Below are 15206 nucleotides of genomic sequence, written 5' to 3'. Positions count from 1 at the left end.
CGTCGGTGGTCGGCGCTACTCTTGGCCCATGACCGCGGAGCCGCTTCTCACCACGGTGCGTTTCACCGTCGAGGACTACGAGCGCATGTCGGAGGTCGGGATCCTCCGCCCCGAGTCACGGGTCGAGCTGCTGGACGGGGAGATCGTCGAGATGTCACCGATCGGCCCGCCCCACTCGAGTGTGGTCAACCGGGTGAACCGGATCCTCGTCCGGAGGGTCGGTGAGCAGGCTCTGGTCGTCGTGCAGAACCCCCTTCGGCTCGTTCCGAGTTCGGAACCGGAACCCGACTTCGTCCTGGCCTCGGAGCGCGCCGACTTCTACGGGTCCGCCCACCCCACGGCTTCCGACGTGCTCCTGGTCATCGAGGTGTCGGACTCGTCGCTCCGGCGTGATCGCCTGGTCAAGGTGCCCATCTACGCACGTGAGTGGATTCCTGAGGTCTGGATCGTCGACATCGGGGGTGGCCGGGTACACGTGCACACGGACCCGGCCGACGGCGAGTACCGCCTCATCCGCACCGTGCACCGGGGTGAGGAACTCCGGCCCACCCTGCTGCCGTCCGTCGCGATCACCGTCGAGGAGATCCTCGGCGAGCCCGCCTGATCTCACACCCCGCCCCGGGCATCGTGAGCACCGGTTTCCGCCGACGTCACACGATCCGGACCGCACGGTAACGCCTCCTTCCTAGCGTCGCCCTCGACCGAATACGGCGAGCTGAGAAGAGGACCGGCGTGACGGCGACGGCACCGCAGACACCCCCCACCCGCTCGGTCCTCGCAGGCCGCTGGATCGACGACTGGGAACCGGAGGACCCGGGTTTCTGGCAGCGGACGGGGGCGAAGGTCGCCAACCGCAACCTGTGGGCGTCCATCGCCGTCGAGCACGTCGGGTTCTCGGTCTGGACCATGTGGTCGGTGTTCGTGCTGTTCATGGGCCCCGAGTACGGGCTCGACGCGGCGGCGAAGTTCCTGCTGGTCTCCACCGCGTCGCTGGTCGGGGCCGTGCTGCGGGTGCCCTACACGTTCGCGGTGGCCCGCTTCGGTGGCCGGAACTGGACCGTGATCAGCGGGCTGCTGCTGTTGGTGCCGACGGTCGCGGCGGCGTTCGTGCTGCAGCCGGGCACGTCCTACTCGACCTTCCTGCTGATGGCGGCCCTGGCCGGGTTCGGTGGCGGCAACTTCGCCTCGTCGATGACGAACATCAACACCTTCTACCCGGAGGGCCGCAAGGGTCTCGCGCTGGGCCTCAACGCGGGCGGCGGCAACATCGGTGTCGCGGTGATCCAGCTGCTCGCCCTGGGCGTGATCGCCGTGGCGGGCACATCGAACCCCCGGATCCTGCTGGCGATCTACATCCCGCTGATCGTCGTCGTGTCGGTGTGGGCGGCGCTGAAGATGGACAACCTGTCCAGCGTCCGCAACGACACCGGTGCGGCGGGCATGGCCCTGCGCGACCCGCACACGTCGGTCATGTCCTTCCTCTACATCGGGACGTTCGGCTCGTTCATCGGTTACAGCTTCGCGTTCGGGCTGGTGCTGCAGACGCAGTTCGGTCGGACGCCGCTGGAGGCGGCCGCGGTGACCTTCGTCGGCCCGCTGCTCGGATCGCTGATCCGCCCGGTCGGCGGGTGGCTGTCCGACCGGCTCGGCGGGGCCCGGGTGACGTTCTGGAACTTCCTGGCGATGGCGCTGAGCACGCTGGTGTGCATCATGGCCTCCGGGTCGGACTCGCTCGTGCTGTTCACCATGGGGTTCATCGGGCTGTTCGTGTTCTCCGGTGTCGGCAACGGCTCGACCTACAAGATGATCCCCGCGATCTTCCGCAGGCGGGCGGTCGCGAAGATCGCGGAGGGCGCCGACCAGGTGCGCGCGTTCCACGACGCACGACGGGTGTCGGGCGCCGCGATCGGCCTGATCTCCGCGGTGGGCGCGCTCGGCGGCCTGCTGATCAACCTGGCGTTCCGGCAGTCGTTCGCCTCGACCGCCTCGGGCGTCCCGGCGTTCTGGGGGTTCCTGGTCTTCTACCTGGTCTGCACGGCCATCACCTACGCGCTGTACCTGCGCGCCGCCCCGGCCGAGGTCCCGGGCCGCTCGCAGCTGGCCTACGCCCGGGTGTGACCACGTCCGGGCGCACCGCCACCCACTGCCCGTACTGCGCGCTGCAGTGCGGGCAGTGGGTCGACGACACCGGGGCGGTGGACGCCCGCGCGTTCCCGACCAACGGGGGCGGGCTCTGCCAGAAGGGCTGGACGGCTGGATCGCTGCTCGACCATCCCGAACGGCTGACGACGCCGTTGCTGCGCGCCTCCCGCGACGCCCCGCTCACCCCCGTGAGCTGGGACACCGCACTCACGCACGTGGCCACGAGGCTGCGTGCGCTGCGAGCCGGGCACGGCGCCGACGCCGTCGCCGTGTTCGGCGCGGGCGGGCTGACCAACGAGAAGTCCTACCTGCTGGGCAAGTTCGCGCGGGTGGCGCTGGGCACCTCGCAGATCGACTACAACGGCCGGTTCTGCATGTCCTCGGCCGCCGCGGCCGGCAACCGGGCGTTCGGCGTGGACCGCGGACTGCCGTTCCCGGTGACCGACCTCGACGGCGCGGAGGTGGTGGTGCTGGCCGGGGCGAACGTGGCGGAGACGATGCCGCCGCTGATGGGTCACCTCACCGGCGCCCGGCTCGTGGTGATCGACCCGCGGCGCACTCCCACGGCCGAGCGGGCGGTCGCCTCCGGCGGCCTGCACCTGGCACCCGCGCCGGGCACCGACCTCGTGCTGGCGCTGGGGATGCTGCACGCCGCCGTCGTCGACGGGCACGTCGACCTCGACTACCTCGCCGGGCGCACCACCGGTTTCGACGACGCGTGGAGCGTCGCGGCGCAGTGGTGGCCCGAGCGGGCGGAGCGCGTGTGCGGGGTGGCGGCGGCGGATATGCGCACGGTCGTCGGCTGGCTCGCCCGCGCCGCCAACCGCTACGTGCTGACCGCCCGCGGCGCCGAGCAGCACGCGCACGGCGTCGACACGGTGTCGGCGTGGATCAACCTGTCCCTCGCGCTCGGGCTCCCCGGGCGCGAGGGGTCCGGCTTCGGGACGATCACCGGGCAGGGCAACGGCCAGGGCGGCCGCGAGCACGGCCAGAAGGCCGACCAGCTCCCGGGCTACCGCATGATCACCGACCCGGCCGCGCGGGAACACGTCGCCGGGGTATGGGGCGTGGATCCGGGGTCCCTGCCGGGCCCGGGGCGCAGCGCTTCCGAACTGCTCGCCGCGCTCGGCCGCCCCGGCGGGCCGAAGGCGCTGCTCGTGTTCGGGTCCAACATCGGGGTGTCGGCACCGGACGCGGAGTCGGTGCGCGACCGGCTCGCCGCGCTGGACCTGCTCGTCGTCGCCGACTTCCTCCCCGGCGAGACCGCGATGGCCGCCGACGTCGTGCTGCCCGTGGCCCAGTGGGCCGAGGAGGAGGGCACGATGACGAACCTGGAGGGGCGGGTGCTGCGGCGGCGCCGGGCGATGCACCCCCCGCCGGGCGTCCGCACCGACCTGGAGGTGATCTCCGGGCTGGCCGGCCGGCTCGACGTCACGGGCTTCCCGGCCGACGCCGGGGAGGTGTTCGAGGAGTTGCGGCTCGCGTCCGCGGGCGGGCCCGCCGACTACGCGGGCATCTCCTACGCCCGGCTCGACGCGGGCGAGGCGCTGCACTGGCCGTGCCCCACCGAGGAACATCCCGGCACCCCACGCCTGTTCGACGAGCGCTTCGCCCATCCCGACGGCCGCGCCCGGCTGGTCGGGGTGGACCACACGGAGGCCGCCGAGCCGCCCGACGCCGAGCACCCGCTGCGCGCCACCACCGGTCGGGTGCTGGTGCACTACCAGTCCGGCGCCCAGACCCGGCGGGTCGCGGAGCTGGCCGGGATCGAGCCGGAGTCGTTCGTGGAGTGCCACCCCGACACCGCCGCCCGCGCGGGTCTCGTCGACGGGGCGTGGGCGCGGGTCGTGTCGCGGCGCGGCGTCGCGGAGGCCCGGGTGCGGTGCGTCGCCTCGCTGCGGCCGGACACCGTGTTCCTGCCGTTCCATTTCGGGGGCGCGCAGGCGGCCAACAACGTCACCATCGCGGCCCTGGACCCGATCAGCCGGATGCCGGAGTTCAAGGCCTGCGCGGTGCGGCTGGAGCCCGTCGACCGTTGACAGGTGCACATTTCTTACCGACTCCGCTCCGTCACAATCCCACTCTCCGTGATCAGATCCGCGATCATGCCTGCCGCGGGCTGTCGATCGGGGCAGGTGGATGCGGTCGTCGACGTGGGCGGCCCGGGAACCGGTGTACAGCCTGGGATCCGGTGTACAACAGCACGCCGCCGGCGAACCGGTCCCGAGCGGGGTCGACCCGATCGCGGGACCCGGCGGGCCCGGCTCACCGCCACCGCCTGCCGGTGTGCGAGCTGCGTAACCCCGGCGTCATCGCGCGCCGCACGGGCGTAACCCCGGCTACCTACCGTCGCCCGCATGGGTCGGCGCGTGGTGGTGGTCGGGAACGGGATGGTGGGGGCCCGGTTCTGCGACGAGGTGCGCCGCCGCGACCCCGACGGCCGTCGCGTGCGGCTCACCGTGCTCGGCGCCGAGCGGTGGCCCGCCTACAACCGGGTGCTGCTGTCCACGGTGCTGGCCGGCGGGCTGGCGGCCCGGGCGATCGGGCTCTACCCGGGCGGCTGGGCGGCGCGGCGCCGGATCGACCTGCGCACCGGCGTCGCGGCCGTCGCGATCGACCGGGCCGCGCGGGTCGTCCACACCGACGACGGCGGGCTGGAGCCCTATGACGAGCTGGTGCTCGCCACCGGCAGCCGGGCCCACCTCCCGCCGCTGGACGGGATCGAGAAGGACGGCGTCACCGCGTTCCGCGACCTCGCCGACTGCGAGCGGATACTGTCGCTGGCCCGCCCGGGCACCAGGTTCGCCGTGCTCGGCGGCGGGCTGCTCGGGTGCGAGGCCGCGCGGGGCCTCGCCGGGCGCGGGGCGCGCGTCACGCTGCTGCACCGCGGCACGCACCTGATGGAGCGCCAGATCGACCCCGGTGCTGGGCAGGTGCTGGCCGCGTCGCTGCGGCGGCTCGGCGTGGACGCCCGCCTCGGCGTGCGCGCCACCGCGTGGGAACCGGGCGCGGGGATCCGGACCGACGGTGGCCTCGTCGCCGCCGACGCGCTGGTCGTCGCCACCGGGGTGCGCGCCGAGACCGCGCTCGCCGCCGATGCCGGGATCGCGGTGGACCACGGCGTCGTCGTCGACGACCGGCTCGCCACCTCCGACGACCGCGTGCACGCCGTCGGCGACTGCGCCCAGCACGCCGGCGCGGTGGCCGGGGTCGTGCAGCCGGGCTGGGAACAGGCCGCGGTGCTGGCCGACCTGCTCACCGGGTCCGACCCGGCCGCCCGCTACCGCGGCACCCGCGGCGTCACCCGGCTCAAGGCCCGCGACATCGACCTGGCCGCGTTCGGCGACCCGGCGCTGCTCACCGATCCGGCCTCCGACTCCGCCACCCCGGCCCCCGAGGTGATCCGGTTCTCCGACCCGGCGGGCGGGCGCTACGCCGCGCTGGCGTTCGCCGGCGAGCAGGTGGTGGCCGGCGCGGTGGTCGGGCTGCCGGACGCCGCCGCGTCGATGATCCAGTTCTTCGACGGCGGCATCCCCATCGCACCCGGCGACCGGCTGGCGCTGCTGCTGGGCCGCGCGCTGCCCGGTGCCGTCGAGACCGCCGACCCGGGCCGGCTGCCGCACGCGGCCGTCGTCTGCCGCTGCAACACCGTCACCAAGGGCGCGCTCGTCGCCGCGTGGCGGGGTGGCGCCACCGACCCGGCCGCGCTCGCCCGCGCCACCCGCGCCACCACCGGCTGCGGGAGCTGCGGGGACGCGGTGCGCGGCATCTGTACCTGGCTCGCCGAAGCCGATCCCCGGACCGAGGAGGCTGCATGACCCGCGAACTCGTCGTCATCGGGAACGGGATGGTCGGGCACCGGCTCGTCCAGGCCCTGTGCGACCGCGACAGCGCGCACGAGTGGCACATCACCGTGCTGGGCGAGGAGAGCAGGCCCGCCTACGACCGCGTCGCGCTGTCGTCCTACGTGGACGGGGTGAGTGCCGAGGACCTGACGCTGCCCTCGCTCACCGTCGACCTGCACCTCGGCGACCCGGCCACGGCGATCGACCGGGACGCGCGGACCGTCACCACGGAAGCCGGTCGCACGCTGCCCTACGACGCGCTGGTGCTGGCCACGGGCTCGGTGCCGTTCGTCCCACCGGTACCCGGTCGCGACCTGCCGGGCTGCTTCGTCTACCGCACGCTCGACGACCTCGACGCGATCAGGGCCGCCGCCGCGGCCGCCGTGGCGCTGCCGGGAGCGGGGCGGCGCTCGGCCGTCGTCGTCGGGGGTGGGCTGCTGGGGCTGGAGGCGGCGCGCGCGCTGCGCTCGCTGGGGCTCTCGCCGCAGGTCGTCGAGATCGCGCCGCGGCTGATGCCGGTGCAGGTCGACGAGGGCGGCGGGGCGCTTCTGCGGCGGCTCGTCGAGTCGTCGGACCTCGCCGTGCGCTGTGGGGTGTCGGTCAACGGGATCGCGCAGGACCGCGGCCGGCTCACCGCGACCCTGTCCGACGGCGTGGAGCTCGACGCCGACATCGTGGTGTTCTCCGCGGGCATCCGCCCCGCCGACGCGCTGGCCCGGGCCGCGGGCCTGCGGGTGGGGGAGCGCGGCGGGGTGTTCGTCGACAACCGCTGCCGCACGTCGGACGAGAGCATCTGGGCGATCGGTGAGGTCGCCGCGCTGGAGGGCCGCACCTACGGGCTCGTGGCGCCGGGGTACGCGATGGCCGAGGTGGTCGCCGACCGGTTGCTCGGCGGCCCGGCCACGATGACCCCCGCCGAGCTGGACATGTCCACGCAGCTCAAGATGCTCGGCGTGGACGTCGCCAGCTTCGGCGACGCGCAGGCCACCACGCCCGGTGCGCTCGAGGTCGTCGTCAACGACCCCGTCGCGGGCACCTACGCCAAGCTGGTCGTCAGCGACGACGCGCGGACGCTGCTCGGCGGCGTGCTCGTCGGGGACGCCTCGCGCTACGCCTCGCTGCGCCCGCTGGTGGGCGCCGCGCTGCCCGCCGACCCGGTGGCGATGATCGCGCCGGGCGGGGTCGAGCTGGGCGCCGACGCCCTGCCCGACAGCGCCCAGGTCTGCTCGTGCAACGCCGTCACCAAGGGCGCGATCCTCTCCGCGATCGGCGACGGGGCCGACACGGTGCCGGCGATCAAGGCGTGCACGCGGGCCGGCACGAGCTGCGGGTCGTGCGTGCCGATGCTCAGGACGCTGCTGGTGCAGTCGGGCGTCGAGGTCTCCACTGCGCTGTGCGAGCACTTCGCGTTCTCCCGCGCGGAGCTGTACGAGATCGTCGCCGGGGCCGGGATCCGGACGTTCTCCGAGCTGGTGGCCCGGCACGGCACCGGGCGGGGCTGCGACATCTGCAAGCCCGCCGTCGCGTCGATCCTCGCCTCGGTGGGTACGGGCCACGTCCACGACGGCGAGCAGGCCGCGCTGCAGGACACCAACGACCACTTCCTGGCCAACCTGCAGCGCAACGGCACCTACTCGGTCGTGCCCCGGCTGCCCGGCGGCGAGGTGAGCCCGACCCAGCTGATCACGATCGGCGAGGTGGCCCGCGACTTCGGCCTCTACACCAAGATCACCGGCGGGCAGCGGATCGACATGTTCGGCGCCCGCGTCGAGCAGCTCCCCGCGATCTGGCGCCGGCTCGTCGACGCCGGGTTCGAGTCCGGCCACGCCTACGGCAAGGCGCTGCGCACGGTGAAGTCGTGCGTCGGCACGACGTGGTGCCGCTACGGCGTGCAGGACTCCGTCGGGCTCGCCGTCGCGCTGGAGCTGCGCTACCGCGGGCTGCGGGCACCGCACAAGTTCAAGTCCGGGGTCTCGGGGTGCGCCCGGGAGTGCGCGGAGGCGCGCAGCAAGGACTTCGGGATCATCGCCACCGACAACGGCTGGAACCTCTACGTCGGCGGCAACGGCGGGTTCACCCCGCGCCACGCCGAGCTGCTCGCCTCCGACCTGGACACCGAGACGCTCGTGCGCTACGTCGACCGGTTCCTGATGTTCTACATCCGCACCGCCGACCGGCTGCAGCGCACGGCGCCGTGGATCTCCTCGCTGGACGGCGGTCTCGACCACCTGCGCGCGGTGGTCGTGGACGACTCGCTCGGGATCTGCGCCGACCTGGAGGCCGCGATGGACGCGCACGTGGGCAGCTACACCGACGAATGGCGGGGGGTCCTGGAGGACGAGGAGAAGCTCGCGCGGTTCGTCAGCTTCGTCAACACTCCCGAGACGCCGGACCCGACCATCACCTTCACCGAGGAACGCGGCCAACGCGTCCCGGTGGGGCTCGGGATGCCGGGGGTGGGGCAGTGACGGACTTGCAGCAAGGCCACCTTCACGCAATGAGGCTGCATGAAGGTGGCCTTGCTGCAATGACGGTGCGGTGGGAGACCGCGTGCGCGTACGACCGGCTGCTGCCCGAGCGGGGCGTCGCCGCGCTGTTCGGTGACGTCCAGGTGGCCGTCTTCCGCACCCACGACGGCTCCGTGTACGCGATCGGCAACGTCGACCCGTTCTCCGGGGCCGCGGTGCTCTCGCGCGGAATCGTCGGCGATCGCGGGGGTGTGCCGACCGTCGCGTCGCCGATCTACAAGCAGGCCTTCGGCCTGGTGGACGGGCAGTGCCTGGACGACCCGGAGGTCGCCGTACCGGCCTACCCGGTGCGCGTCACGGACGGCTCGGTGCAGATCGGGCTACCGTGGTAGCCGCGATGACCAGCCCCGTCGAGACGTCCCCCGCCGTGCCACCGCTCGCGGGCTTCACCGTCGGGGTCACCGCCGCGCGCCGCGCCGAGGAGCTCGGCACGATGATGGAGCGCCGCGGCGCCGTCGTGCTGCACGGGCCCGCGTTGCGCATCGTGCCCGTCGCTGACGACACCGACCTGCTCGCCGCCACCCGCGGGCTCATCGCGGCGCCGCCGGACATCACGGTCGCCACCACCGGGATCGGCTACCGCGGCTGGATCGAGGCCGCCGACGGCTGGGGCGTCGGCGAGGACCTGCTCGCCGCCCTCGGCTCCGGCACGCTGCTCGCGCGCGGGCCCAAGGCGCGCGGCGCGATCCGGGCGTCCGGGCTGGTGGACGCCTGGTCGCCGCCGTCGGAGTCCTCGGCCGAGGTGCTGGAGTACCTGCTCGCCGGAGACCTCGCCGGGAAGCGGATCGCGGTCCAGCTGCACGGCGAGCCGCTGCCCGACGTCGTCGAGGCGCTGGAGATCGCCGGGGCCGAGGTGGTGCAGGTGCCGGTCTACCGCTGGCTGCCGCCCGCCGACATCGTGCCGCTGGACCGGTTGATCGACGCGGTGCTCGCGGGCGGCGTCGACGCGCTCGCGTTCACCAGCGCCCCCGCCGCGGCCGGGCTGATGTCGCGGTGTGCCGAACGCGGCGTGCGCGACGAGCTGCTGCGGGCACTGCGCGGCCCGGTGCTGGCGCTGTGCGTCGGGCCGGTCACCGCGGCGCCGCTGGAGGCCGAGGACGTCGCGACCGTGCAGCCGCAGCGTTCCCGGCTCGGCGCGATGGTCCGGCGGCTGGAGGCCGAGATGCCGGCGCGGGCCCGCCGGCTGCCCGTCGCCGGGCACCGGCTGGAGCTGCGCGGCCACGCCGTGCTCGTCGACGGGCAGCTGCGCGCGGTCCCGCCCGCCGGGATGGCCCTGCTGCGGTGCCTCGCCCGGCGCCCGGGCCGGGTCGTCGGGCGGGCGGACCTGCTGCGGGCGCTGCCCGGCGGGGGCGACGACGAGCACGCCGTCGAGAGCGCGATGGCGCGCCTGCGCACGTCGCTGGGCAACCCGCGGCTGGTGCAGACGGTCGTGAAGCGCGGATACCGGCTCGCGCTGGATCCCGCCGCCGGGCCCGTTCCGGTCGGCGGCCACTGCGTGCACGGGGACCACCGGTGAACCTGCTGCTCGTGGCGCACGGCACGCGCGATCCGGCCGGCGCCGTCGTCACCGAGGCGGTGGCGGCCCGGGTCCGGGCGGCGCTCGGGGTGCGGGTGGCGGCCTGCTACGTCGACGTCCGCAGGCCGACCCCCGCCGACGCCCTCGCCGGGATGCCGGGCCCGTGCGTCGCCGTGCCGATGTTCCTGGCCGCCGGATACCACGTGCGAGTCGACGTCCCCGCGCAGCTGCGGGGGCATCCCGACGTGCTGCTCGGGGAGACCTTCGGGCCCGACCCCCTGCTCGTGGCCGCCGCGGCCGCCCGGCTGCGCGGGGCCGGGCTGCGCGGCGGCGACGCGGTGGTGCTGGCCGTCGCCGGGTCCAGCGATCCGTGCGCCCGGGCCGACGGTGCGCTGGCGGCGCGGCGGCTCGGGCGCGAGCTGGGCCGGCCCGTCACGCTCGCGACCATCGCCACGGGCGGTCCGCGGGTCGCCGACGCCGTGGCCGGGCTGCGGGCCGCGGGGGCGCAGCGGGTGGCCGTCGCGTCCTGGCTGCTGGCTCCCGGGCTGTTCCAGCGCACCCTGGCCGGGTGCGGCGCGGACGCCGTGGCCGAGCCCCTCGCCGCGCACGACGCCGTGGTCGACCTGGTGCTGGCCCGCTACGCGGCGGCGCGTGCGGTGACCGCGCGGACGGCCTGACGTTCGGCCACACGCGAGCGGGGTCAGCGACGGGGGAGACGGCCGTCGACCAGGAGGACACCCTCGGCCCGGAGGCGGGCGCTCTGCTCCCGCGCGATGTGCGGGGCGCAGCTGCCGTCGGCGCGCAGGACGCGGTGCCACGGCAGGTCGTGGCCGTCCTCGGCGAGGATCCGCCCCACCAGCCGCGCCCGGCCCGGCAGGCCCGCGCGGGCGGCCACCTCGCCGTAGCTGCTCGTCTCCCCCGGTGGGATCGCGCGGACGACCTCCCGCACCCGTTCGAGGGTCTCCTCGTCCATGTCGCCGGCTAGAGGAACGCGCGGAGGTGGCCCGCGACCTCGTCGGTGCGCTCCAGGAACACCATGTGGCCGGACTCGACGGGCGCCACCGTGAGGGCGTCGCCGAGGGCGGCGCGGCAGGCGTCGACCCAGTGGGGTGCGACGAAGTCGGCCTTCGTGGCCGGCACCAGCAGCGTCGGGAGGCCCGCGGGCGGGGTGACGGCCGGGCGGGCCATCTCGCTCCAGGCCGCGACGGCCGCCGCGCGGCAGTAGCGGTAGCGGAACCGGTCGCCGTCCGCGACCAGGTGCGCGGCCAGCTCGGCGTCGACCAGGTCGTCGGCGATGCCCGCCCAGCGTCGGGCACGGTCGGCGCGGGCGGTGGCACGATCGGGATAGGACTCGTCGGCGCGGGTCTCCTCGGCGGTCTCCAGCATGTCCTGGGCGTCGAGCCCGATCGCCGGGTCCAGCAGGACGAGCTTCTCGACGCGCTCGGGTGCGGCGCGGGCCAGGTGCACGGCGATCGCGGCGCCGAAGGAGTGCCCGATGACGGGGACCCGGTCGAGCCCCTCGCGGTCGAGGACGGCGAGTGCGTCGGCGACGTGCTGCTCGAACCCCCACGGCGGCGTCCACGGTGAACGGCCGTGACCGCGCAGGTCGGCCCCGATTATCCGCAGCTGCGGGAGGGCGTCGGCGAGCACCCGCCAGCGCTGCCCGTGCCCGGTGACGCCGTGCAGGGCGAGCGCCGGGGCGCCGTCTCCGAACGAGTGCAGGTGCAGGGGGCTCACGGCGGGATCGTCGCACGGCCTCCCCACGTTGCAGGAAGGCCACCTTCACGCAACCACGTTGCATGAAGGTGGCCTTGCTGCAATGCGGCGGCGGGACTGTCGGGGGTGCGTGGTTGCATCCCCCCGTGACCCGGACCCTCGACCCCGCCCGCGTGGCGCCCGGGCTGGTGCGTGCCCCGCGGCCCGGCGGCGCCGCGCCCGCCTGGGACGAGCGCGCGCTGCGGGTGCTCGCGCACGACGCGGGACCGCTGCGGGTGGTCGGCGGTCCGGGCACGGGCAAGACCACGCTGTTGCTGGCCGCGCTCGCGCAGCGGGTGGCCGCGGGCGAGGACCCGGCGCGCACGTTGCTCCTGGTCGGGAGCAGGCGCGCGGCCGGGGAGTTCCGGGAACGGCTGGCCGACCTCGCGCAGGGGGCCGAGCGCACGCGGCGCGAGCCGCTGGTGCGCACCGTCCACTCCTACGCGTTCGGCGTGCTGCGGCTGCACGCGGCGCGCCACGGCGACCCGCCGCCGCGGCTGCTGGCGAGCGCCGAGCAGGACGCGGTGGTGCGCGACCTGTTGGGCGGTGAGCTGTCCACGGAGGCCCTCGACTCGGGCTGGCCCGCCCGGCTGCGCCCCGCGCTGGGCCTGCCCGGCTTCGCCGCCGAGCTGCGCGAGCTGATCCTGCGGGCCGCCGAGCGCGGGCTGGGTCCCGAGGAGCTCGCCGGGCTGGGCGAGATGCACGAGGTGGATGCCTGGCGGGCGGCCGGCCGGTTCTTCCGCACCTACGAGCAGGTCACGCTGCTGCGCGGGGCCGCGGGCCGCAGCGCACCGCAGGCCACCGCCCCGGCGCTGGACGCCGCGGAGCTGGTGTCGGCCGCGCTCGACGCGCACGCCTCCGACGCGGAGCTGCTCGCCGTCGAGCGGCACCGCGTGCAGCACCTGCTCGTCGACGACGCCCAGGACCTCGACCCCCAGCAGATGGAGCTGGTGCGCGCGCTGGGCTCCACCGCCCGCACGGTGCTGCTGGCCGGCGACCCCGACCAGGCGGTGCTCACCTTCCGCGGCGCCGATCCGGACGGCATGAACGCGATCGAGGCCGACACCGTCGTCCTCACCACCGACCACCGCGGCGCGGCCCGGGTCCGCGCGGCCGGCGCGCGGCTCGCGGCCCGGTTGCCGGGATCGGGTCCGGGCCGCCGCCGCACCGGGCCGTCGGGGGAGGACCCGGACGCCGGGCTCGTCGACGTCCGGATCTTCGCCTCGGCCGCGCAGGAGGCCGGCTGGGTCGCCGACCGGCTGCGCCGCGCGCACCTCACCGACGGTGTGCCGTGGTCGCGGATGGCCGTGCTGTCGCGCTCCACCCGCCGCTCGCTGCCGACGCTGCGCCGGGCACTGCTCGCCGCGGGGGTCCCGATCGCGGCGCCACCCGACGAGCTGCCCACCGCCCGCCAGCCCGCCGTCGTCCCGTTGCTGATGGTGCTGCGCTACGCCGCGCGCCCCGAGGACCTCGACGCCGACGCGGCCACCGCCCTGCTCACCTCGTCGCTCGGCTCGGCCGACCCGATGCGCATGCGCCGGCTGCGTCGCGGGCTGCTGCGGCTGCACGCGGGCGTCGCGGACGCCGACGTCGAGGGCAGCGATCCGCTGCTCGTCGAGGCCCTGCAGGCCGCGGCCCGCGGCCGGCCCGACCCGCTCGCCGCGCTCCCGGCCGGCGAGACCGCTCCGCTGCGCCGTGTCGGGGCGCTGCTGGCCGTGGCGGGCGACGCCGTGCGCGAGGGCCAGAGCGCCGAGGAGGTGCTCTGGCGGGTGTGGCAGCGCAGCGGGCTCGCGGTGCGCTGGAGCGAGTCGAGCGCACGGGGCGGCCCGGCCGGTGCCGCCGCCGACCGCGACCTCGACGCCGTGCTCGCCCTCTTCGACGCCGCCGCCCGGCACGCCGACCGGCTGCCCGGCGCGGGTGTCGCCGGGTTCACCGAGTACCTCACCGAGCAGCACCTCCCCGGCGACACCCTCGCCGCCCGCGCACCGCAGGGCGAGGCGGTCGTGCTGCTGACCGCGCACGCCGCGCGCGGCCGGGAGTGGGACGTCGTCGCGGTACCCGGCGTGCAGGAGGGCGCCTGGCCGGACCTGCGGCTGCGCGGCAGCCTGCTCGGCAACGAGCGGCTCGTCGACCTCGTCGCCGGGATCGCGGGCCCGCAGGAGACGGTGTCGCGGATGGCGCCGCTGCTGGCCGAGGAACGGCGTCTGTTCTACTCGGCGTGCACCCGGGCGCGCACGATGCTGCTGGTCAGCGCCGTGGGCGGAGGGCAGGGCCAGGGGGAGGACGAGCTGCCCTCCCGATTCCTCGACGAGCTCGACCCGCTGCCCGCCGAGCGCGCCGAGCGTCCGGTCCACCGACCGGGCCGCGCGCTGGTGCTCGCCGAGCTGGTCGGGGAGCTGCGCCGGGCCGTGTGCGCACCGGACGCCGACCCCGCCCGGCGCGACCGCGCGGCCGCGTCCCTGGCCCGGCTCGCCGAGGCGGGCGTCCCCGCCGCGCATCCCGACCAGTGGTACGGCCTCGCGCCGCTGTCGTCGGACACCCCGCTGCGCGTGCCCGGCGAGGTGGTGCCGGTGTCGCCGTCGGACGTCGAGAAGGTCCTGCGCTGCCCGCTGCGCTGGGTGCTGGAGCGGCACGGCGGAGGCGACTCCGGCGCGCTCGCGGCCGTCACCGGCTCGCTCGTGCACGCGCTCGTGCAGGCGGCGGCGGCCGGCGCCGAGCCGGCCGAGCTGGAGGGTGCGCTGCGGTCGGCGTGGGCGCGGCTCGACGCGGGCGCGCCGTGGTTCGGCCGCCGCGAGCTCACCCGCGTGCGCGGGATGCTCGCCGCGTTCGACGAGTGGGTGCGCGCCAGCCGCGCCGAGGGACTGCGGCTGGTCGCCGTCGAGCAACCGGCGGCGCTGGACCTCCCGCCCGACGACGTCGACGTCGGCACCGCCGGGCCGTGGCTGCGGCTCAAGGGCCGCGTCGACCGGCTGGAGGCCGACGCGCAGGGCCGCCCGGTCGTGATCGACGTCAAGACCGGGAAGACGGCGGTGAGCGCGCGCGCCGCGGCCGAGCACCCGCAGCTCGCCGTGTACCAGCTGGCCGCGGCGCTGGGGGCGTTCGGCGACCTCGTCGACGCCGCGGCGGGCCCGGGTGGTGCGCGGCTGGTGTACGTGGCCGACCGGCGCGCGAGCGGCGAGGTCAAGGAGCCCGTGCAGCCCCCGCTCGACGCCGACGCCGTCGCACACTGGCGCGCGGTGGTGCGCGAGGTGGGCGAGCAGTCGTCCGGGTCGCTGTTCGTCGCCCGCCTGGGCCCCGACTGCGACCGCTGCCCGGTCCGCACCAGCTGCCCCGCCCATGGCGCGGGCCGCCCGGTCACGGAGGCCTAGCCCGGCCGGCCTGCACCGGCCCCCGCGGTCGCACACCCCACGCACTCGCGCA

Annotated in this window: 11 protein-coding genes; 9 read left to right on the top strand and 2 right to left on the bottom strand. The window is 75.7% G+C overall.

The features are described 5' to 3' along the window. Nucleotides 1-28: 28 nt before the first annotated feature. The 8 genes from Q1K26_RS10870 to Q1K26_RS10835 all read left to right on the top strand — a co-directional run bounded on the left by Q1K26_RS10870 (nt 29) and on the right by Q1K26_RS10835 (nt 10708). Complete coding sequence (locus Q1K26_RS10870) at nt 29-604, top strand: Uma2 family endonuclease (RefSeq protein WP_300009996.1); 576 nt, start codon at nt 29-31, stop codon at nt 602-604. Nucleotides 605-732: 128 nt separating this feature from the next. Then, entirely contained in the window at nt 733-2118 is a 1386-nt protein-coding gene (locus Q1K26_RS10865) for a nitrate/nitrite transporter (protein ID WP_300009993.1), read from the top strand. Continuing rightward, entirely contained in the window at nt 2115-4181 is a 2067-nt protein-coding gene (locus Q1K26_RS10860; RefSeq protein WP_300009990.1) for a molybdopterin oxidoreductase family protein, read from the top strand. The genes Q1K26_RS10865 and Q1K26_RS10860 overlap by 4 nt, the downstream gene beginning before the upstream one ends. Before the next feature lie 318 nt (nt 4182-4499). Further along, complete coding sequence (locus Q1K26_RS10855) at nt 4500-5960, top strand: FAD-dependent oxidoreductase (protein WP_300009986.1); 1461 nt, start codon at nt 4500-4502, stop codon at nt 5958-5960. Beyond that, nucleotides 5957-8455 (top strand): nitrite reductase large subunit NirB, encoded by a 2499-nt coding sequence (gene nirB / locus Q1K26_RS10850; RefSeq protein ID WP_300009983.1) that lies wholly within the window; start codon nt 5957-5959, stop codon nt 8453-8455. Before Q1K26_RS10855 ends, nirB begins: the two co-directional genes overlap by 4 nt. Before the next feature lie 59 nt (nt 8456-8514). Further along, a complete protein-coding gene (gene nirD, locus Q1K26_RS10845; protein ID WP_300010310.1) occupies nt 8515-8847 on the top strand; it encodes a nitrite reductase small subunit NirD in 333 nt (110 codons plus the stop codon). Between the two features lie 5 nt (nt 8848-8852). Then, nucleotides 8853-10031 carry a uroporphyrinogen-III synthase gene (locus Q1K26_RS10840; protein WP_300009980.1) on the top strand — a complete coding sequence of 393 codons (1179 nt, stop codon included), beginning with the start codon at nt 8853-8855 and terminating at the stop codon, nt 10029-10031. Further along, the gene (locus tag Q1K26_RS10835; protein ID WP_300009977.1) at nt 10028-10708 is read left to right on the top strand and encodes a CbiX/SirB N-terminal domain-containing protein; all 681 of its coding nucleotides are present in this window, start codon (nt 10028-10030) and stop codon (nt 10706-10708) included. The genes Q1K26_RS10840 and Q1K26_RS10835 overlap by 4 nt, the downstream gene beginning before the upstream one ends. Before the next feature lie 23 nt (nt 10709-10731). Here Q1K26_RS10835 and Q1K26_RS10830 read toward each other — a convergent pair whose 3' ends face one another. After that, nucleotides 10732-11004, bottom strand: a complete 273-nt coding sequence (locus Q1K26_RS10830; RefSeq protein WP_300009974.1) for an MGMT family protein — start codon at nt 11002-11004, stop codon at nt 10732-10734. 8 nt (nt 11005-11012) lie between these two features. Further along, complete coding sequence (locus Q1K26_RS10825; protein ID WP_300009971.1) at nt 11013-11768, bottom strand: alpha/beta hydrolase; 756 nt, start codon at nt 11766-11768, stop codon at nt 11013-11015. Between the two features lie 125 nt (nt 11769-11893). On the opposite strand from Q1K26_RS10825, the gene Q1K26_RS10820 reads away from it, so the two are divergent. Beyond that, nucleotides 11894-15154: an ATP-dependent DNA helicase gene (locus tag Q1K26_RS10820; RefSeq protein ID WP_363320462.1), complete on the top strand. Its 3261-nt coding sequence runs from the start codon at nt 11894-11896 to the stop codon at nt 15152-15154. Nucleotides 15155-15206: the final 52 nt, after the last annotated feature.

The organism is Pseudonocardia sp. (assembly GCF_029263155.1).
In the GTDB taxonomy this organism is placed as follows: Bacteria; Actinomycetota; Actinomycetes; order Mycobacteriales; family Pseudonocardiaceae; genus Pseudonocardia.
Note: the sequence above shows the minus strand (reverse complement) of the source record. Positions and strands in the feature narration are given on the sequence as shown.

Coding starts and splice junctions, on each gene's coding strand:
- Q1K26_RS10870 (WP_300009996.1), top strand. CDS start 29: ATGACCGCGGAGCCGCTTCTCACCACGGTGCGTTTCACCGTCGAGGAC.
- Q1K26_RS10855 (WP_300009986.1), top strand. CDS start 4,500: ATGGGTCGGCGCGTGGTGGTGGTCGGGAACGGGATGGTGGGGGCCCGG.
- nirB (WP_300009983.1), top strand. CDS start 5,957: ATGACCCGCGAACTCGTCGTCATCGGGAACGGGATGGTCGGGCACCGG.
- nirD (WP_300010310.1), top strand. CDS start 8,515: ATGACGGTGCGGTGGGAGACCGCGTGCGCGTACGACCGGCTGCTGCCC.
- Q1K26_RS10840 (WP_300009980.1), top strand. CDS start 8,853: ATGACCAGCCCCGTCGAGACGTCCCCCGCCGTGCCACCGCTCGCGGGC.
- Q1K26_RS10830 (WP_300009974.1), bottom strand. CDS start 11,004: ATGGACGAGGAGACCCTCGAACGGGTGCGGGAGGTCGTCCGCGCGATC.